15 protein-coding genes are annotated in these 13,527 nt (G+C 58.6%); 12 read left to right on the top strand and 3 right to left on the bottom strand.

Translation table 11 applies throughout. The features are described from left to right. Window positions 1-229: 229 nt before the first annotated feature. From GTK01_RS14755 to GTK01_RS14715, 9 genes are all read left to right on the top strand, one after another. Window positions 230-1,147, top strand: a complete 918-nt coding sequence (locus GTK01_RS14755; RefSeq protein ID WP_252927173.1) for an ArdC family protein — start codon at window positions 230-232, stop codon at window positions 1,145-1,147. 132 nt (window positions 1,148-1,279) lie between these two features. After that, window positions 1,280-1,564, top strand: coding sequence for a type II toxin-antitoxin system RelE/ParE family toxin (locus GTK01_RS14750; protein WP_252927162.1), 285 nt, complete (start codon window positions 1,280-1,282; stop codon window positions 1,562-1,564). 17 nt (window positions 1,565-1,581) lie between these two features. After that, on the top strand, window positions 1,582-1,899 hold the full coding sequence (locus GTK01_RS14745) for a HigA family addiction module antitoxin (RefSeq protein ID WP_252927158.1): 318 nt from the start codon (window positions 1,582-1,584) through the stop codon (window positions 1,897-1,899). A gap of 150 nt (window positions 1,900-2,049) precedes the next feature. Continuing rightward, window positions 2,050-2,709, top strand: a complete 660-nt coding sequence (locus GTK01_RS14740; RefSeq protein WP_252927155.1) for an RES family NAD+ phosphorylase — start codon at window positions 2,050-2,052, stop codon at window positions 2,707-2,709. Window positions 2,710-2,973: 264 nt separating this feature from the next. Continuing rightward, window positions 2,974-3,927 carry a DNA methyltransferase gene (locus GTK01_RS14735; RefSeq protein ID WP_252927356.1) on the top strand — a complete coding sequence of 318 codons (954 nt, stop codon included), beginning with the start codon at window positions 2,974-2,976 and terminating at the stop codon, window positions 3,925-3,927. Continuing rightward, the gene (locus GTK01_RS14730; protein WP_252927152.1) at window positions 3,924-4,385 is read left to right on the top strand and encodes a hypothetical protein; all 462 of its coding nucleotides are present in this window, start codon (window positions 3,924-3,926) and stop codon (window positions 4,383-4,385) included. Before GTK01_RS14735 ends, GTK01_RS14730 begins: the two co-directional genes overlap by 4 nt. Before the next feature lie 14 nt (window positions 4,386-4,399). Next, a complete protein-coding gene (locus GTK01_RS14725) occupies window positions 4,400-5,707 on the top strand; it encodes a hypothetical protein (RefSeq protein WP_252927149.1) in 1,308 nt (435 codons plus the stop codon). Window positions 5,708-5,712: 5 nt separating this feature from the next. Then, window positions 5,713-7,620 carry a DEAD/DEAH box helicase gene (locus GTK01_RS14720; protein WP_252927146.1) on the top strand — a complete coding sequence of 636 codons (1,908 nt, stop codon included), beginning with the start codon at window positions 5,713-5,715 and terminating at the stop codon, window positions 7,618-7,620. After that, on the top strand, window positions 7,617-8,438 hold the full coding sequence (locus tag GTK01_RS14715) for a DUF3883 domain-containing protein (protein ID WP_252927143.1): 822 nt from the start codon (window positions 7,617-7,619) through the stop codon (window positions 8,436-8,438). Before GTK01_RS14720 ends, GTK01_RS14715 begins: the two co-directional genes overlap by 4 nt. A 40-nt stretch (window positions 8,439-8,478) precedes the next feature. Here GTK01_RS14715 and GTK01_RS14710 read toward each other — a convergent pair whose 3' ends face one another. Beyond that, window positions 8,479-8,823, bottom strand: a complete 345-nt coding sequence (locus GTK01_RS14710; protein WP_252927141.1) for a hypothetical protein — start codon at window positions 8,821-8,823, stop codon at window positions 8,479-8,481. A gap of 500 nt (window positions 8,824-9,323) precedes the next feature. Here GTK01_RS14710 and GTK01_RS14705 point away from each other — a divergent pair, with 500 nt between their 5' ends. Next, the gene (locus GTK01_RS14705) at window positions 9,324-9,530 is read left to right on the top strand and encodes a hypothetical protein (protein ID WP_189424785.1); all 207 of its coding nucleotides are present in this window, start codon (window positions 9,324-9,326) and stop codon (window positions 9,528-9,530) included. 49 nt (window positions 9,531-9,579) lie between these two features. Then, on the top strand, window positions 9,580-9,945 hold the full coding sequence (locus GTK01_RS14700; protein WP_189424783.1) for a hypothetical protein: 366 nt from the start codon (window positions 9,580-9,582) through the stop codon (window positions 9,943-9,945). A 23-nt stretch (window positions 9,946-9,968) separates the two neighbouring features. Here GTK01_RS14700 and GTK01_RS14695 read toward each other — a convergent pair whose 3' ends face one another. After that, a complete protein-coding gene (locus GTK01_RS14695; RefSeq protein ID WP_252927139.1) occupies window positions 9,969-11,561 on the bottom strand; it encodes a LamG domain-containing protein in 1,593 nt (530 codons plus the stop codon). Window positions 11,562-11,629: 68 nt separating this feature from the next. On the opposite strand from GTK01_RS14695, the gene GTK01_RS14690 reads away from it, so the two are divergent. Continuing rightward, window positions 11,630-11,884 carry a hypothetical protein gene (locus tag GTK01_RS14690; RefSeq protein WP_189424780.1) on the top strand — a complete coding sequence of 85 codons (255 nt, stop codon included), beginning with the start codon at window positions 11,630-11,632 and terminating at the stop codon, window positions 11,882-11,884. Between the two features lie 11 nt (window positions 11,885-11,895). On the opposite strand, the gene GTK01_RS14685 is transcribed toward GTK01_RS14690, so the two are convergent. Then, window positions 11,896-13,521 carry a type IV secretory system conjugative DNA transfer family protein gene (locus GTK01_RS14685; RefSeq protein ID WP_189424778.1) on the bottom strand — a complete coding sequence of 542 codons (1,626 nt, stop codon included), beginning with the start codon at window positions 13,519-13,521 and terminating at the stop codon, window positions 11,896-11,898. Window positions 13,522-13,527: the final 6 nt, after the last annotated feature.

Genomic DNA, 13,527 nt, shown 5'->3' with positions numbered 1-13,527 from the left:
TTCATTGCGTTTGGAAGAGGGGCCTGCGGCCCCGTTTGGCCGTCAAGGCTTTCATCCTCCGCTGACGCTGCGGACGCCGCCGGGGCGTTCCCCAGCCTTCCGCACTGCGTTTGTGCAGGCCGGGTGATCCCCCTTTCCCCGGCGGCGGCCCTGACCGCCGCCACCCCGCTCATTGCCGCTCTGGCTAGTCGGGTTGCATGCGCAACCCGCTTTCAAAGGAGAAAGGCAAATGAAAATCGATATTTACCAACGTGTGACCGATCAGATCGTGGCCGAGCTGGAAAATGGCGTGCGGCCATGGCTCAAGCCGTGGAACGCCGAACATGCCGCCGGACGCATCACCCGACCGCTGCGCGCCAATGGCGTCGCCTATCGTGGAATTAATATCCTGATGCTCTGGGCGTCCGCCGTGGAAAAGGGCTTCGCCGCACCGCTGTGGCTAACCTACAAGCAGGCGCAGGAACTGGGCGGACAGGTACGCAAAGGCGAGAAGGGGAGTCCCGTTGTCTATGCCAACACCATCACCAGAACCGAGCAGGACGCCGACACTGGCGAGGATGTCGAACACAACATACCGTTCATGAAGGCTTATACGGTTTTCAACGCCGAGCAGGTGGACGGGCTGCCGGCTCATTTCTACGCCTTGCAGGAGCCGGCCCTTGACCCCGTGGCGCGCATCGAGAAGGCAGAGATGTTCTTTGCCGCGACTCGTGCCGATATCCGCCATGGCGGCAATCAGGCCTACTATGCCATAGGCGAGGATCGCGTGCAGATGCCGCCGTTTGAAGCGTTCCGCGATGCGCAAAGCTACTATGCGACCCTCGCGCACGAGCTGACCCACTGGACGCGCCACCCGAGCCGGCTGGATCGCAGCTTTGGCCGCAAGAAGTGGGGCGATGAAGGATATGCGAAAGAGGAACTGGTCGCCGAGCTGGGCGCGGCCTTCTTGTCGGCTGACTTGGATATTACCCCGGAACCACGCGCCGATCATGCCAGCTATATCGCCTCATGGCTGAAGGTGCTGAAGGATGACAAGCGGGCGGTCTTCACCGCAGCCGCCCATGCGCAGCGTGCTGCTGATTATCTAACTAGCTTGCAGCCCGAAGCCAAAGCCACTGAAACCGCACCCGAGAAGGTCGCCGCGTAAGCGGCGGCCTTTGGCGAGAGCAGGGGCAAAAAATTCGGCGTTCGCCTTGAGCGAACGCCGGGTCGCTTGCAAGCAAGCGGCAGAAAATTGACGATTGACGTACAGCGTCAATCTAATGTATTATCAGGGAGCATGATTCAGAGCTATCGCGATAAGAAGACGGAGCAGTTTGCGGCAGGGGACTTCGTCAAAGCCTTTCAAGGTTTTGAGGCCCAAGCCGCACGCAGGCTATCGGTCCTCAATGCCGCCCCGTCGCTCGATACGCTCCGCGCTCTGCCGGGAAACCGGCTGGAGGCCCTGAAAGGCGATCGTGCCGGGCAGTATTCCATTCGCATCAATCAGCAATGGCGCATCTGCTTCGAGTGGCCGGCCGGCGAACCCGGACCGCACAATGTTGAAATCGTGGACTATCACTGAGGAAAGGAGATCAGGCCATGTTCATGAGAGCTGTTCACCCCGGCGAAGTCCTCAAGGACGAGCTGGAAGCTGCCGACATCACGCCGACCGAGTTCGCGCGTCAGATCGATGTGCCGCCAAACCGTGTCTCACAGATCATCGCCGGCAAGCGCGCCATCACCGGCGATACGGCGCTGCGCTTTGGTCACTGGTTCGGCACCGATCCGCAGTTCTGGCTCAACCTGCAAGCCCAGCACGAGCTGGCGCTTGCCGATCAGGAGACTGGCGATGCGATCCGGCATCTTCCTACCAGAACGGCGCATGCACCCGGCAGTAGCCACCCGCAACCGGGCTGAGAGCGCTGGTAAGGCCCAGAGGCACAGGGGACTATCGAACGAGTGACCGCTTTCCGATCATGGCGCAGCTATTGGGATTTCAGGGCGGCGGTCAGCCGCCAACTTCGATTTGTCAGAACGCCAGAGGTTGAGGCATTCCTGGAGGCGGTATTGGCCACCAGTCGCGACCGCCAGGTGGATTTGAACGAAGGCACGGTTCTTTGGCGATCACAGCTCGGCCATAGCTGGCGTGAGGACGGAGAAGGCGATGCCGCCGTAGAAGTCCCGTGCGCCCACCCGCCGTCGCGCATGAGGCCGCTCCGGGATCGCGCCTCCGATGGTCGGGCGAATCCTCGCGGGATCCCCTGTCTCTATCTGGCCAACCGAAAAGACACCGCCATTGCCGAAGTGCGACCGTGGATCGGCTCGTATGTGTCGGTGGCCCAGTTCAAGCTCCTTCGTCAATTGAGGATCATCGACTGCGCCCGCGGTCATGATCGACAGCCGCTGTTTCTGGAGGAGCCGGCGCAGGAAAAGCGGACAGAGGCCGTGTGGGCGCACATCGATCGGGCTTTCTCCGAACCGATGACCCGCGGGGATGATACCGCCGATTATGTGCCGACACAGATCATTGCCGAGCTCTTCAAAAGGGAGGGTTTCGATGGCGTCGGCTATAAGAGCAATTTTGGTGAAGGGTTCAACCTCGCGATCTTCGACCTCGACGCGGCAGAACTCCTGAACTGTGGGCTATACCGCGTCGATAAGGTCGAGCTTCGCTCCTCTGAGCAGGACAATCCGTATTTTGTGCGGAGGCCGGCTGGGACAGGGTGATGGGGGCCATGCATCATTCCCGCTCTGACAGCGCGCCAGCGCAGTCCCAGAAGGCGCAACGGCAGCGAAAGAGCGCGACGCGGAGTAGTTTCCATTTTGTTCTTTTCAAATGTGTATCCATTGGGCACACTGGAAACATGAAGGATTCGGGATTTCGTATCCGCGTGGAACGCGACCTGCGCGACAAATTTGTTGATGCCTGTCGATCGAGCGACCGTCCGGCGGCACAAGTGATACGGGAATTTATGAGGGGGTATATTGATCGTGTTGAAAGCGATGCCGGAAAGCCCATCGGTCATCCAGCCCGAACAAGAAAAAGAAGAAAGGACGGGCCGCATGACGAAATCGTCTAGCGTAAAAAAAACTGCCAAAGTCACTCGGCTTCAGCGCGACGTTAATGTTGACATCGCGAAGATGGACAATTTGAAATACATGCGCCGCCTGGAAGACGAATCCATGCAGCTCATCGTCACGTCGCCGCCATATAACATCGGGAAAGCCTACGAGAAGAAGCGGTCTCGGGAGACCTATATCGAAGAGCAGGCCGCATGTATCGCGGAGGCCGTGCGACTGCTGCATCCGCGAGGATCAATTTGCTGGCAGGTAGGGAACCACGTTGACAGCGGCGAGATTTTCCCACTCGATATCCTGCTCTATCCCATATTTAAGAACCACGGACTATTCCTGCGCAACAGGATTGTCTGGACGTTCGGACACGGACTCCATTGCCAGAACCGCTTTTCCGGACGGCATGAGACGATACTCTGGTTCACGAAGTCGGACGATTACGTCTTCAATCTGGATCCCATTCGCGTCCCGTCAAAATACCCAAACAAAAAGCACTTTAAGGGGCCGAACAAGGGCAAGGTATCTAGCAATCCACTTGGCAAGAATCCTTCCGACGTATGGGAGATTCCGAACGTTAAGTGGAACCATGTCGAGAAAACCGACCACCCTTGCCAGTTCCCGGTCGGGCTTGTCGAAAGGCTGGTTCTCGGCCTGACAAATCCCGGCGACAACGTGCTCGACCCATACGTCGGTGTGGGGTCGTCGGCAATTGCTGCAGTTAAACACGATAGAAACGCCTATGGCTGCGACCTAGACCAATCATACGTAGACATCGCCTGGGAGCGCATTCACGAGCTGAGAAGCGGCACGCTCCGGACGCGACCGATGAACAAGCCGGTCTACGAACCAGATCGCGGGGAAAGCGAATGAAATTCGTTGCAACCTATTCCCATCATCACGGGGTCGACATCTGGAAGGACCGCGACCTGTATGAATGGGTGACGGACATATTTGAAGCGCCCAGAATCGCCGTGGCACCGCGCTCCACCAGCGATATCCGGCAGCACGTAAAGACCGAGTTGGAGAAGGAGGGGTGGGCATTCGACGTGCGCGTCGATCCGGAGGCCGATCTAACAGTTTTTGCGAAGAAGGCGGATCTCGTTCTGCAGATACAGACGGGAAATATCAGTCGATACGCTTATGACTTGTTAAAAATTCAGCATATGTATGCCCGAAAGAATATTGACGCAGCCGTTCTTGCCGTTCCAACCAAAGAAGCAGCATCCAATATTGGTAGCAATGTTGCAAATGTGGAGCGCATCTGGAACGAGCTAAAGATACTCGATCGAATTATCACTGTGCCGCTCATGATCGTGGCGTTCGAATAGGAAGAGGAGGGGAAATGTACCGAACCAACACGGTAGCGCTGCAGGAGCGAAAAGAGACGATTAAGCGAGCTGTGGGGGCTTCGAAGCAGACTCATCCGTTTCATGAGTATCAAAATGCCAGAACTGACTTGCCCGTCATTCGGCTTGAAATTGGTTTACCCGTCTACCGCATGGAGAACTACCGTACGCGCACGGCGCAATTGAAGTTCATCCATGATCACGGCAAGGATGCAGAATTCTTCCGCACCGGCTTGGAGAATGAGGCTGCACAACAGGCGCAGCATGACCTGCTTGTCACCTTCGCGAAACAGGGCCGAGCGGCGTCGGTCTCTCCAATCATCGAGGAGCTCAAAACGGAAGAGCAGCGCGATCCCCTGCTTCTTTCGGCGAGTGGCGTGGTCGTCAATGGAAATCGGCGGCTAGCAGCCATCAGGGAGCTCTTCACAGAAGATCCGCAAAGCTATCGGCATTTCAGTCACGTTGATTGCGCCATACTGCCGGAGAACGTGACTGCAGAGGAAATGCGAGAGATTGAAGTCCGACTGCAGATGCGGCCGGAAACCAAGTTGCCTTACGAGTGGGTCAATGAGTCGCTTGCGATTCAGGAGCTCATGCAGAGCGGCCGCAAGACGGACAACATTGCCGATCTGATGAAGAAGAAGCGGAAAGATGTTGAGCGGGCTGCTCGCGCGCTTACCGAAGCCGAGCTCTACCTCAAAGAATGGTTGCGGGAGCCCGGTGAGTATCAGCTTGTCGAGGATGGGCAGCAATTCTTCAACGATCTTGCTAAGGCATTGGAGAACAAGGAGGGCGAAGCCCTTGAGGTGAGTAGACGGATCGCATGGTCCCTGTTTTCAAGTAACTCACGAAATAAGCTGAGCCGTCGTGTTTATGATTATGGCTTCAGCTTCGATCGGCGTACCGACGAAGTTGTTTCTCAGGTGGTGGATCGACTTGGGATCGAGCTGACCGCCCAGGAAAGTGAAGAGGCGACCGAGGATCAACTCGACATCGATCTTGGAGATGATGAAGGCGAAACCACGCTAGAACCCTTGATTGAGGCTTTTGATGACGCCGGGCAGCGAGATACCGTCTCCGATGCCCTCGTAGCAGTTTGCGACAGCATTATTGAACGAGACAAACAAGGGGAGATCGGCAGGAGAGCGCTGGCGGCTGTTCAAGCGGCAAATGCAAAATTGCAGGAAGTGGATTTGAGCAAGGCAGATCCCGACACGTACGCCTCCATTGCACCGCAGCTCGAAAGCGTGATCGAGCGAGCGACAAAACTTCGCGAGTCCCTCCAGGCCTACCAGAAAAGCTAAGGTCCATGCGCGGATTGAATGAAGCTGAGGTTTTTATCCGGTATGACCGTGATCAACAGCGCGGCACCCTATCGATTGATGCGGCCTCCGCTCAAACCTCGTTGTGGGACCGCCTCAGACAGAGCAGCCTAGGGCTGACTGAAGACTACGCTCTTCAGCAAGATTCTATATCCCTGCCTTGGCCGTCTGTTCTGGCGCTCGTGCGGGAATACGCTCCTGCGCAGAAGCGACTGGGATTCAGATTTCGGCCGCTGGACGAGGCGAAAACCCGTATCGAAGAGTTCCTCGTGCAGTATCGTGCAGCACGCGCTGCCCAGAAAACCGAGCCACAGAAGCTATCCGCGGCCGAGATCGAAGAGCGTTTGAGGGAGCTGGGCTTCAAGCGGGATCGGCCGTTGAGAGACTTTCAGATACGCGATTTGCAGCGGCTATTGTCCCTTCCTAATGGCGCAAATTTTTCTGTGCCGGGAGCCGGGAAAACAACTGTCACATTTGCCCTGCATCTTCTAACACGGCAACCAGAAGACCACATCTTGGTGGTTGGGCCGAAGAGCGCCTTTCCCGCTTGGAGTGAGGTTATTGGCGAGTGTATTGGGCCTGACGCGCCTGACTGGGTAACAGAACCGTTCACAGTGCTGACGGGAGGCGCCGATGCCATTCGGCGCCTTTTGACGTCAGGGAAACGGCGGTTTGTTATCAACTACGAGCAGTTGATCAACGTACAGGACACCATAACCTCCTACCTGCTTCAGAATCCCGTTCATCTGGTCTTAGATGAATCGCATCGAATGAAGGGTGGTTTGGCGGTTAAGCGCGGTGCTGCTCTTCTTAACGTTGCTAGCCTACCAAAGCGGCGTGACATTTTGAGTGGCACACCCATGCCCCAATCCCCTTCGGACATGCAATCGCAACTTGATTTCCTATGGCCAGGAGTCGGATTGGGGTTACGAATCGCAGGCGGGACGCCTCCAAAGGAGGTGATCGGAAATCTTTACGTGCGGACCACGAAGGCTGACCTGGGACTTCCGCCAGCCAAGCGACATTTCATTCAGTCGGAAATGGGGAGGGGGCAAGCCGCACTTTACGCTATTACGCGCGACGAGACCTTGCGCAATCTTAGCTCGTTGCGAACGGGGAGCGGTGTCGACATTGTCCGAGCCCGGCGCTCCGTCATGCGTTTGCTCCAGCTCTCGGCTAACCCCGTCCTCGCGCTTCGTGGAATAATGGAAGATGCCCCGAGCGTGCATTCCGGCATAGTCCAGCAGGTACTCGAGGATGGCCCTTCACCAAAGATGTGCGATGTTCAGGAACTCGCCCGGCGGTTAGCTGCTGAGGGTCGCAAGACGGTGATCTGGACCATCTTTACTGACACCATTGAACAGATGGCGCGTATGCTCGCGGAGCTGAACCCGGTCACCGTTTACGGTGCGATCCCTTCTGGGGACGTCAGCGATCCTCAAACCCGCGAAGGGAAGATCCAGCGCTTCAAGACGGACCCTTCATGTATGGTGTTCATAGCCAACCCGGCTGCGGCGGGAGAAGGCATCAGTCTGCACCACGTTTGCCACGATGCGATTTATCTGGATCGCAGCTATAATTCGACCCATTTTCTTCAATCAATTGACCGCATCCATCGCTTGGGTCTACCGCCGGGCACCGAGACCAATATCCATATCTTCCAGACTAAGGCCCCTATGGGCCTAGGCTGCGTCGATCACTCAGTCAGTAGGCGCCTCCGCACAAAGCTCCGGGCGCTGCAGCAGCTTCTTGATGACGAGGATTTGCATCGCATAGCTCTAGACGAAGAGAACGCGGACGAGCCCATCGACTATGACATCAATCCTGACGATCTGGTCGATTTGATAGAGGAACTAGAAGGGCGCGCAGTTTACAGCGAGGAAGAAGGTGAATGACCGGCATCGCCTTCGATCGCTGCTTTTCGGCCGGAGCCTACACTGCGCTCGATATGATTTGTCGAGCAGCAGAGCGACATCCCGACTTGACCCTGCCTAACATCGTTGAGCTTTTGCTGAAGACGGATGCCGACTCCACTGGTCTTGATTTTCCCGCTGCATTGCATCTGAAGGCCGTCGCGGGTGTTGAGCACTCCTGGCGAGAGACCCGTACATCCGTACAGGAAATTTCATTTTTGCTCCTGGAAATCCATAAGCCTTGGTGGCTCAGGCTTGCGCCATCGGGCAGAGAACGTCTCAAGCCGGTACTCACGCCGAACGAGCTGCAATGCCTGAGGCGAGCCGGCCTTTACGATCCGAATCCAGATGCCGCTGTTGTCTCGTGGTGGGACCGACTAGCCGCCCTTACGCGAGGTTTGGTGGAGGTGGAGCGCATGGAGCAAGCGCGTAGCGCAGAACGGCTATCGTTGGAGCGTGAGCGCGCAAGATTGCTATCGTTGGGGCTAGCGGTTGAGCCCGAGTGGGTCGCCTTAGAAGACAACTCTTTAGGCTACGACATCCGGTCATACGATATACAAGATGGCGCAATTGTCAGCCGCCTGATTGAAGTCAAGAGCACTTTGGCTGACAGCTTCCATATCAGCCGGAACGAATGGCGAAATGCGGATAGTGCCGCGACCCAGTACGTCTTCCACATCTGGAAAATGCCTGACGAAGAGCTTTGTGAATTGCCGGTCACGGCCGTCAGGCCGCACGTTCCACACGATCTAGGCAACGGTCGGTGGCAAGACACGCTCGTCAGTCTCACAGGCATCTGAACTCGGAGTGAAGCCTCTCCATAGATCGCACGCCGAGTTGTCACAGACCAGCCCAGTAACGCGCACTCGCCGCGCGACCCTTCTTGAGAAGCGCTGCAACATGACGCTGCATATCCCGAAAATGGTCGCGCTCCCGTTTGGCCAGATCGGCCGCACCTGGATTAGTCGCGATTAGTCGAGGCGAAACTCCTCTAGCGACATTCTCAGCGAAGGCATCCGACATCAGTATCTCGAATATCTCGCTACATGGTGCATCAGGGCCCGCGTAGGATAGCACCAGCTTCTGAGCATCAGCGATCAACTCCCGCGCCAGCCCCAATCCATCAATGATGCCGTGATCGTCTTCGAAAGCGGCATACTCCAGCGTGATTGTGCGCTCCTTCATAGCTTTCTCCGTCAGCGTAGCTGTCTCGCGGCGCCAGAGCCCGATCGTTTGCCCGCTGCGGCCCGGCGTGCGGCCCAGCACACTGCGATGGCGCTCCGGTCACGGTCTGACAGGGCCTAGATACGCTTCCGACGCTTCGGGTTCTTGGTCACGGATTGGCCAAGCTATTGATCCGGCTGGAAGATCGCCCCCCTATTTTCCGTAATGATTATTATCGCACCGGAATTTCGTGCCCGCTGGCGCGGCGCGCGCATGTCCATCCCATCTGCCCGGACGGCGGCAGATCAACCCGGCCCGCTCCTGCGGTTCCCCGGTCATCCTTTGCCTGTCCCTTTCGCCCGTTGCTTCATTTGATGCTCGGTTCTGGCGGCCGTCGCCTTGCCGTCAATGACGCTGCCCGCTCCATTCGCTGCGCTCCCGTGTTGGTCTTGACGGCGGCGGCTGATGACGCCCGCCCGGCCTTTCGCATCGAAGCAACTTTGAACGAAAGGAACTGAAAAATGACCGAGAAAACGAACCGCAAGATGCCGAACCTGATCGCCTACCACGTCACCGAGGGCGAAGACGGCAACTGGACCCGCATCGGCGCCGCCTGGGATCACGAAGACGCCAAGGGGCTCACCCTCCAACTGGAAATGGTTCCCGTCGCCTTCACTGGCCGCATCGTCCTCCGCGAACCGAAACCCAAGCAGGAGGCGGGCGCGTAAGCGCCCCCTCACTTCCCCGCAAACGGACATCCAGATGGAGGATCACGCCATGGACACGACAGCCGGTCAGGCCGACCGCCCCCTCACCGAAGCCGACAAGCGCGAAGGTTTCATCCGCGCCACCGGCGGCTTCGCCCGCGCCGAACAACGATGGGCCGAACGCGCCGCGCGCGGCATGACCGACGCCGAACTGGCCGAGGCACTCTCCTTCGAACTGGGCATATTCGGCGGCTCCGGCGGCCCGGACCGCCTCTCCCTCACCTATCAGGGCGCGGGCCTGAAAATCTGGATATCGTGGAAAACCCACAACCATGTCACGATGATGCCGACCTTCGTAGGGCGCACCACCGTTGCCATGGCGCGCCTCGTCTACGGCATCGAAGACCCGGCGGATGCGCAGCTTGCGCTGTTCTAACCGCCATCCTCCGGCGCGCCACCTCAACGACGGACGCACCTGATTAGTCGCCCCCATTCCATGGGATCATCTTTCAAGTCATCGTCAGCCACGCCATTGCTAAAGCCGAACATCATCGCATTTTGTGCGTTGGACTCTGATGAAGACCAATAATTATAGCCAGATTGCTCGGCAACGTTGCCTGTGGGATTACCTGCATTCCAAATCAGGTCGAGCTCGGCTATCGCCGGCAAATACCAGTCATCGTAACCATGAGCCGACAGCCCGTCGCAATACATCGCCGCCTCGTACGGCGCGCCGGCATCGGCCAGCGCCACCAGCCCCGCCGTATTGCCCGGCCCGTCCGTGGTGCTGGTGAAGCCGGTCGAGGTGTAGTTCGCCGTGCCGTTGTTCCATGTCGTGGTGGTTTCATGCGCGGCGGCGCTGACATAAACATCCGTGCCGCCGATGGCCCCGGCATAATAGGTGCCGTCGCTACATTGATCGCCGACATTCGGGCAGCAAGTCGGGCCATCCAGCGCTTTGCCGATCCCGATCCAGCTTGCCCCGTCGCAATATTGCATGACGCCGCATCGCGTATTGTAGAAAAGCGCGCCCTCGTTTCCTTGCGGTGCGGTGCAGCCTTCGCCGGAATTACCCCCGGTGGTCAAGTAAAGCCTTTCGACTTCCGCGCTGCCAAGCGGCCTGTCATATACACGAACATCATCGACCGTGTAGTCGGCGAAGACCGACCTCAACAGGTACCACGTTTGGTTCCCGTCCGGTGTAGAGGAAGGAATGGTGCCAACAAAGTCCAAGTCCACTTGCTGGCCATCGACATAGCCTTTCAGGCGCATCTCATTGGAACTTTGAGTGCCATCAAAGACCAGTACGTAGTGATGCCACTGGGCATCATCGAGTGAATAGCCTGCCGCCTCCCACCAGCCGGGAGGCGAGCCGCCCGGTGCCGCGACCGCGAAATAAACCTCGCCGTCGCCGTTGGGCGAAATATGAAAACCGTCTGTATTGTCACCGTGATTCCCAAGATAGACGGTGCTCCCGGCACTGTCCTTCTTGATCCAACCCGCGACCGTCACGCGGGCGACGCCTTCGGCGGCAGGCAGCACACCGCATTCCACGTCATTATTCCCTGCCGAATGGATGGCGGTGCCGTCGCGGCCTGGAACTGAGGCAGCCGGTCCGCCGGATACCACACAGTCAACGCCTCCCACCTCGTCCACAAATGGCCCGGCACCGGCATCATCGAGTTTCCAATGATGAACAAGGCCAGCCGCAGGCGGTACCATCATTGGACCCATCGCCTGCCACGCATTGCCCGCACATCCCTGCAATACCCGGTGGTCAGTATTATAGAAGATCGTCCCCTCATCGCGCGTGGGACTGCTGCAACCGCCGCTGCCCGTTCCGGCCCCGTGCATCGCAATCCAGCCCGAGCCATCGCAATATTGAAGCATCCTGTGATCGCTATTGTAGATGATTGTCCCGGCCGGTCGGGTTTCGGGGGCAAGGATCGTCGTGCCGTTCGGTACGACGTCGCAGTCAGCCCATGCCGGCACCGCCGACAGGGACATCAAGCCCAACCCTAACAATAACGATACGGCGCGTCTCAAATACATCCCCATTATGCGCATTAATAAAGTTTCTATTGTACAATAGAATATCGCCAAAAGTCATGGGGAAATAGATGCGCATTGAATCAGCAGAAAAGAAGCGATACGACGTTATTATATTTGAATCCTTCACCTATCGCGGCAAGACGCGGAACAAACCGCACAGGGTCGGCACGGCCCTGCCGTCGGTGAAGGGCGGCCTGGTCATGTTCATTCCGCCCGGAATTGCGATTACCGGGCGGGTGCTGATCGTGCCGGAGAAAACGCCGCTGGATGAAATCGACCTGATCGAAGCCTATGAAAGCGCGGCGGACGAGCACGGCGTCTGATTGCTGCCGGTTCAGTATTTCACACGGTATTTCGGCCACGGCGTCGGCGGATCGCCCTCAACCGGATTGGTGTTCACCCAGTCCTGCCAGGGGATGACCTCCCAGAACGGCACGCGCCGCGCCATGATCGGCGGGTTGTTCTGCACGAACAGGATTTGCGCATCGCGGGGAAGCTGCCGTATCTCATCGGGGGAAAGCAGTGGCCGCCCCGTCTCGCTGAAACTTTCTCCGGCGGCGTCGTCCATAGACCGGCCGAGATTATAGCTATTGGTGACGACCGTACGGTTGCCGAGCGCCGCCGAAAGTTCCTTCGCCAGCTCGTGGTTCTGCACCGCGAAATACTGCACCACCTCGGACTGCGACAGGATCGTTGCGGTGGCCTCGCGCCCATAGACGCGGCGCAGCTCGGCCAGCTCCTGCACGATCATCCATACCCGCACGCCCAACCCCGGCAGGGCGGTCAGGCTCTCGGTCAGGTTATGGATACGGCCCATGTTCGACGCCTCATCCAGCAGGAACAGCACCTGATTATTGCCGCCCTGCCGCGCCACCGCATCGATCGCCTGCCGCGCCAGCAGCCCCAGCCATGCGCCGTTGGTCTGAATTTCATCCTGCGGGATGACGAGATAGATGCTGGTCGCGCCGCTCTTCAACTCCGCGAAATCGAAATCCGATCCGCTGACGCAATCGGCAAGCCAGCCTGACGGCTCGAATATATCGACCGCCTGCACCGCCCCTTCCCGAAAATCGCCGAACTGCTCCGGGTTGCTCGCCTTCAGCCGCGCAAGGTCTTCGGCCAGGTCGGCGACGACGCCACCAAGCGCGTCCGAGCCTGCCATATCGGTCAGCGCATCGTCCATCCGCGCGGTGGATTGCAGGATGCGCCACAGCTCTGGCAGTGTGTTGGTGGCCGGGTCTTCGCGCGTGGCGAGATAGAGCATCAGCGCACGCAGCAGCTTGCGCGCCCCCTCCCGGAAAAACCGGTTCTTCGCATCGGTCTCCGGCTCCGGGACGAGCTGGAGCGCAAGATCGCGCACCGCGCCGGTCAGGCCGCGCCGCTGGTTGTCATCTTCATAAAGCGCCACCAGAACCGCCAGCGGATTGAACCGGTGCTGCGGCAGGCCGTGCAATCCCCACGGATTGAGGATGCAGACCTTCTGCCCGAACGTCTCATGCCGGTGCCAGGCCGTCATCCCGGCCAGCTCACCCTTGGGGTCGGTGACGAACACGCTGCCCTGCCAGTGCAAGAGGTTGGGCGTCACGACCGACACCCCCTTGCCCGTTCGTGCGGGCGCGACGGTCAGGAGGTGCGCCTTGCCGTTGTGAAAGATCAGCTTGCGGTCATGAACGCCGAGGAATAGCCCGTCCTGATCGTACAGTCCGGCCTTGGCGACATCTTTTCGGCTGGCAAAGCGCGCCTGACCATAGACACCGCTCGGCGTATTTGCGGCCGCGATCTTGCGCGCCTCGTCCCGGTTCTGGCGCATGATCCGCGTCGCGCCATACAGCACGATCGCGCCGGTCCCGCCGAACAGCAACTGCCCCGGACCTTCCGGCGAGACTGATGCCGCCCAGAACAACGCCGCACCCGCGAGCCATGCCGGAATGCTCGATTTGCGCTGCCCGGTATTCGCCATGTGACC

Source organism: Aliihoeflea sp. 40Bstr573 (assembly GCF_024105655.1).
Taxonomy (GTDB): Bacteria; Pseudomonadota; Alphaproteobacteria; order Rhizobiales; family Rhizobiaceae; genus Aliihoeflea.
The sequence above is the reverse complement of the archived record's forward strand: the minus strand, read 5'-3'. Positions and strand labels throughout refer to the sequence as shown.

Excerpts from the sequence above, each read along its gene's own strand:
- GTK01_RS14755 (WP_252927173.1), top strand. The coding sequence starts at position 230 with ATGAAAATCGATATTTACCAACGTGTGACCGATCAGATCGTGGCCGAG.
- GTK01_RS14750 (WP_252927162.1), top strand. The coding sequence starts at position 1,280 with ATGATTCAGAGCTATCGCGATAAGAAGACGGAGCAGTTTGCGGCAGGG.
- GTK01_RS14745 (WP_252927158.1), top strand. The coding sequence starts at position 1,582 with ATGTTCATGAGAGCTGTTCACCCCGGCGAAGTCCTCAAGGACGAGCTG.
- GTK01_RS14730 (WP_252927152.1), top strand. The coding sequence starts at position 3,924 with ATGAAATTCGTTGCAACCTATTCCCATCATCACGGGGTCGACATCTGG.
- GTK01_RS14725 (WP_252927149.1), top strand. The coding sequence starts at position 4,400 with ATGTACCGAACCAACACGGTAGCGCTGCAGGAGCGAAAAGAGACGATT.
- GTK01_RS14720 (WP_252927146.1), top strand. The coding sequence starts at position 5,713 with ATGCGCGGATTGAATGAAGCTGAGGTTTTTATCCGGTATGACCGTGAT.
- GTK01_RS14715 (WP_252927143.1), top strand. The coding sequence starts at position 7,617 with ATGACCGGCATCGCCTTCGATCGCTGCTTTTCGGCCGGAGCCTACACT.
- GTK01_RS14710 (WP_252927141.1), bottom strand. The coding sequence starts at position 8,823 with ATGAAGGAGCGCACAATCACGCTGGAGTATGCCGCTTTCGAAGACGAT.
- GTK01_RS14705 (WP_189424785.1), top strand. The coding sequence starts at position 9,324 with ATGACCGAGAAAACGAACCGCAAGATGCCGAACCTGATCGCCTACCAC.
- GTK01_RS14700 (WP_189424783.1), top strand. The coding sequence starts at position 9,580 with ATGGACACGACAGCCGGTCAGGCCGACCGCCCCCTCACCGAAGCCGAC.
- GTK01_RS14695 (WP_252927139.1), bottom strand. The coding sequence starts at position 11,561 with ATGTATTTGAGACGCGCCGTATCGTTATTGTTAGGGTTGGGCTTGATG.
- GTK01_RS14690 (WP_189424780.1), top strand. The coding sequence starts at position 11,630 with ATGCGCATTGAATCAGCAGAAAAGAAGCGATACGACGTTATTATATTT.
- GTK01_RS14685 (WP_189424778.1), bottom strand. The coding sequence starts at position 13,521 with ATGGCGAATACCGGGCAGCGCAAATCGAGCATTCCGGCATGGCTCGCG.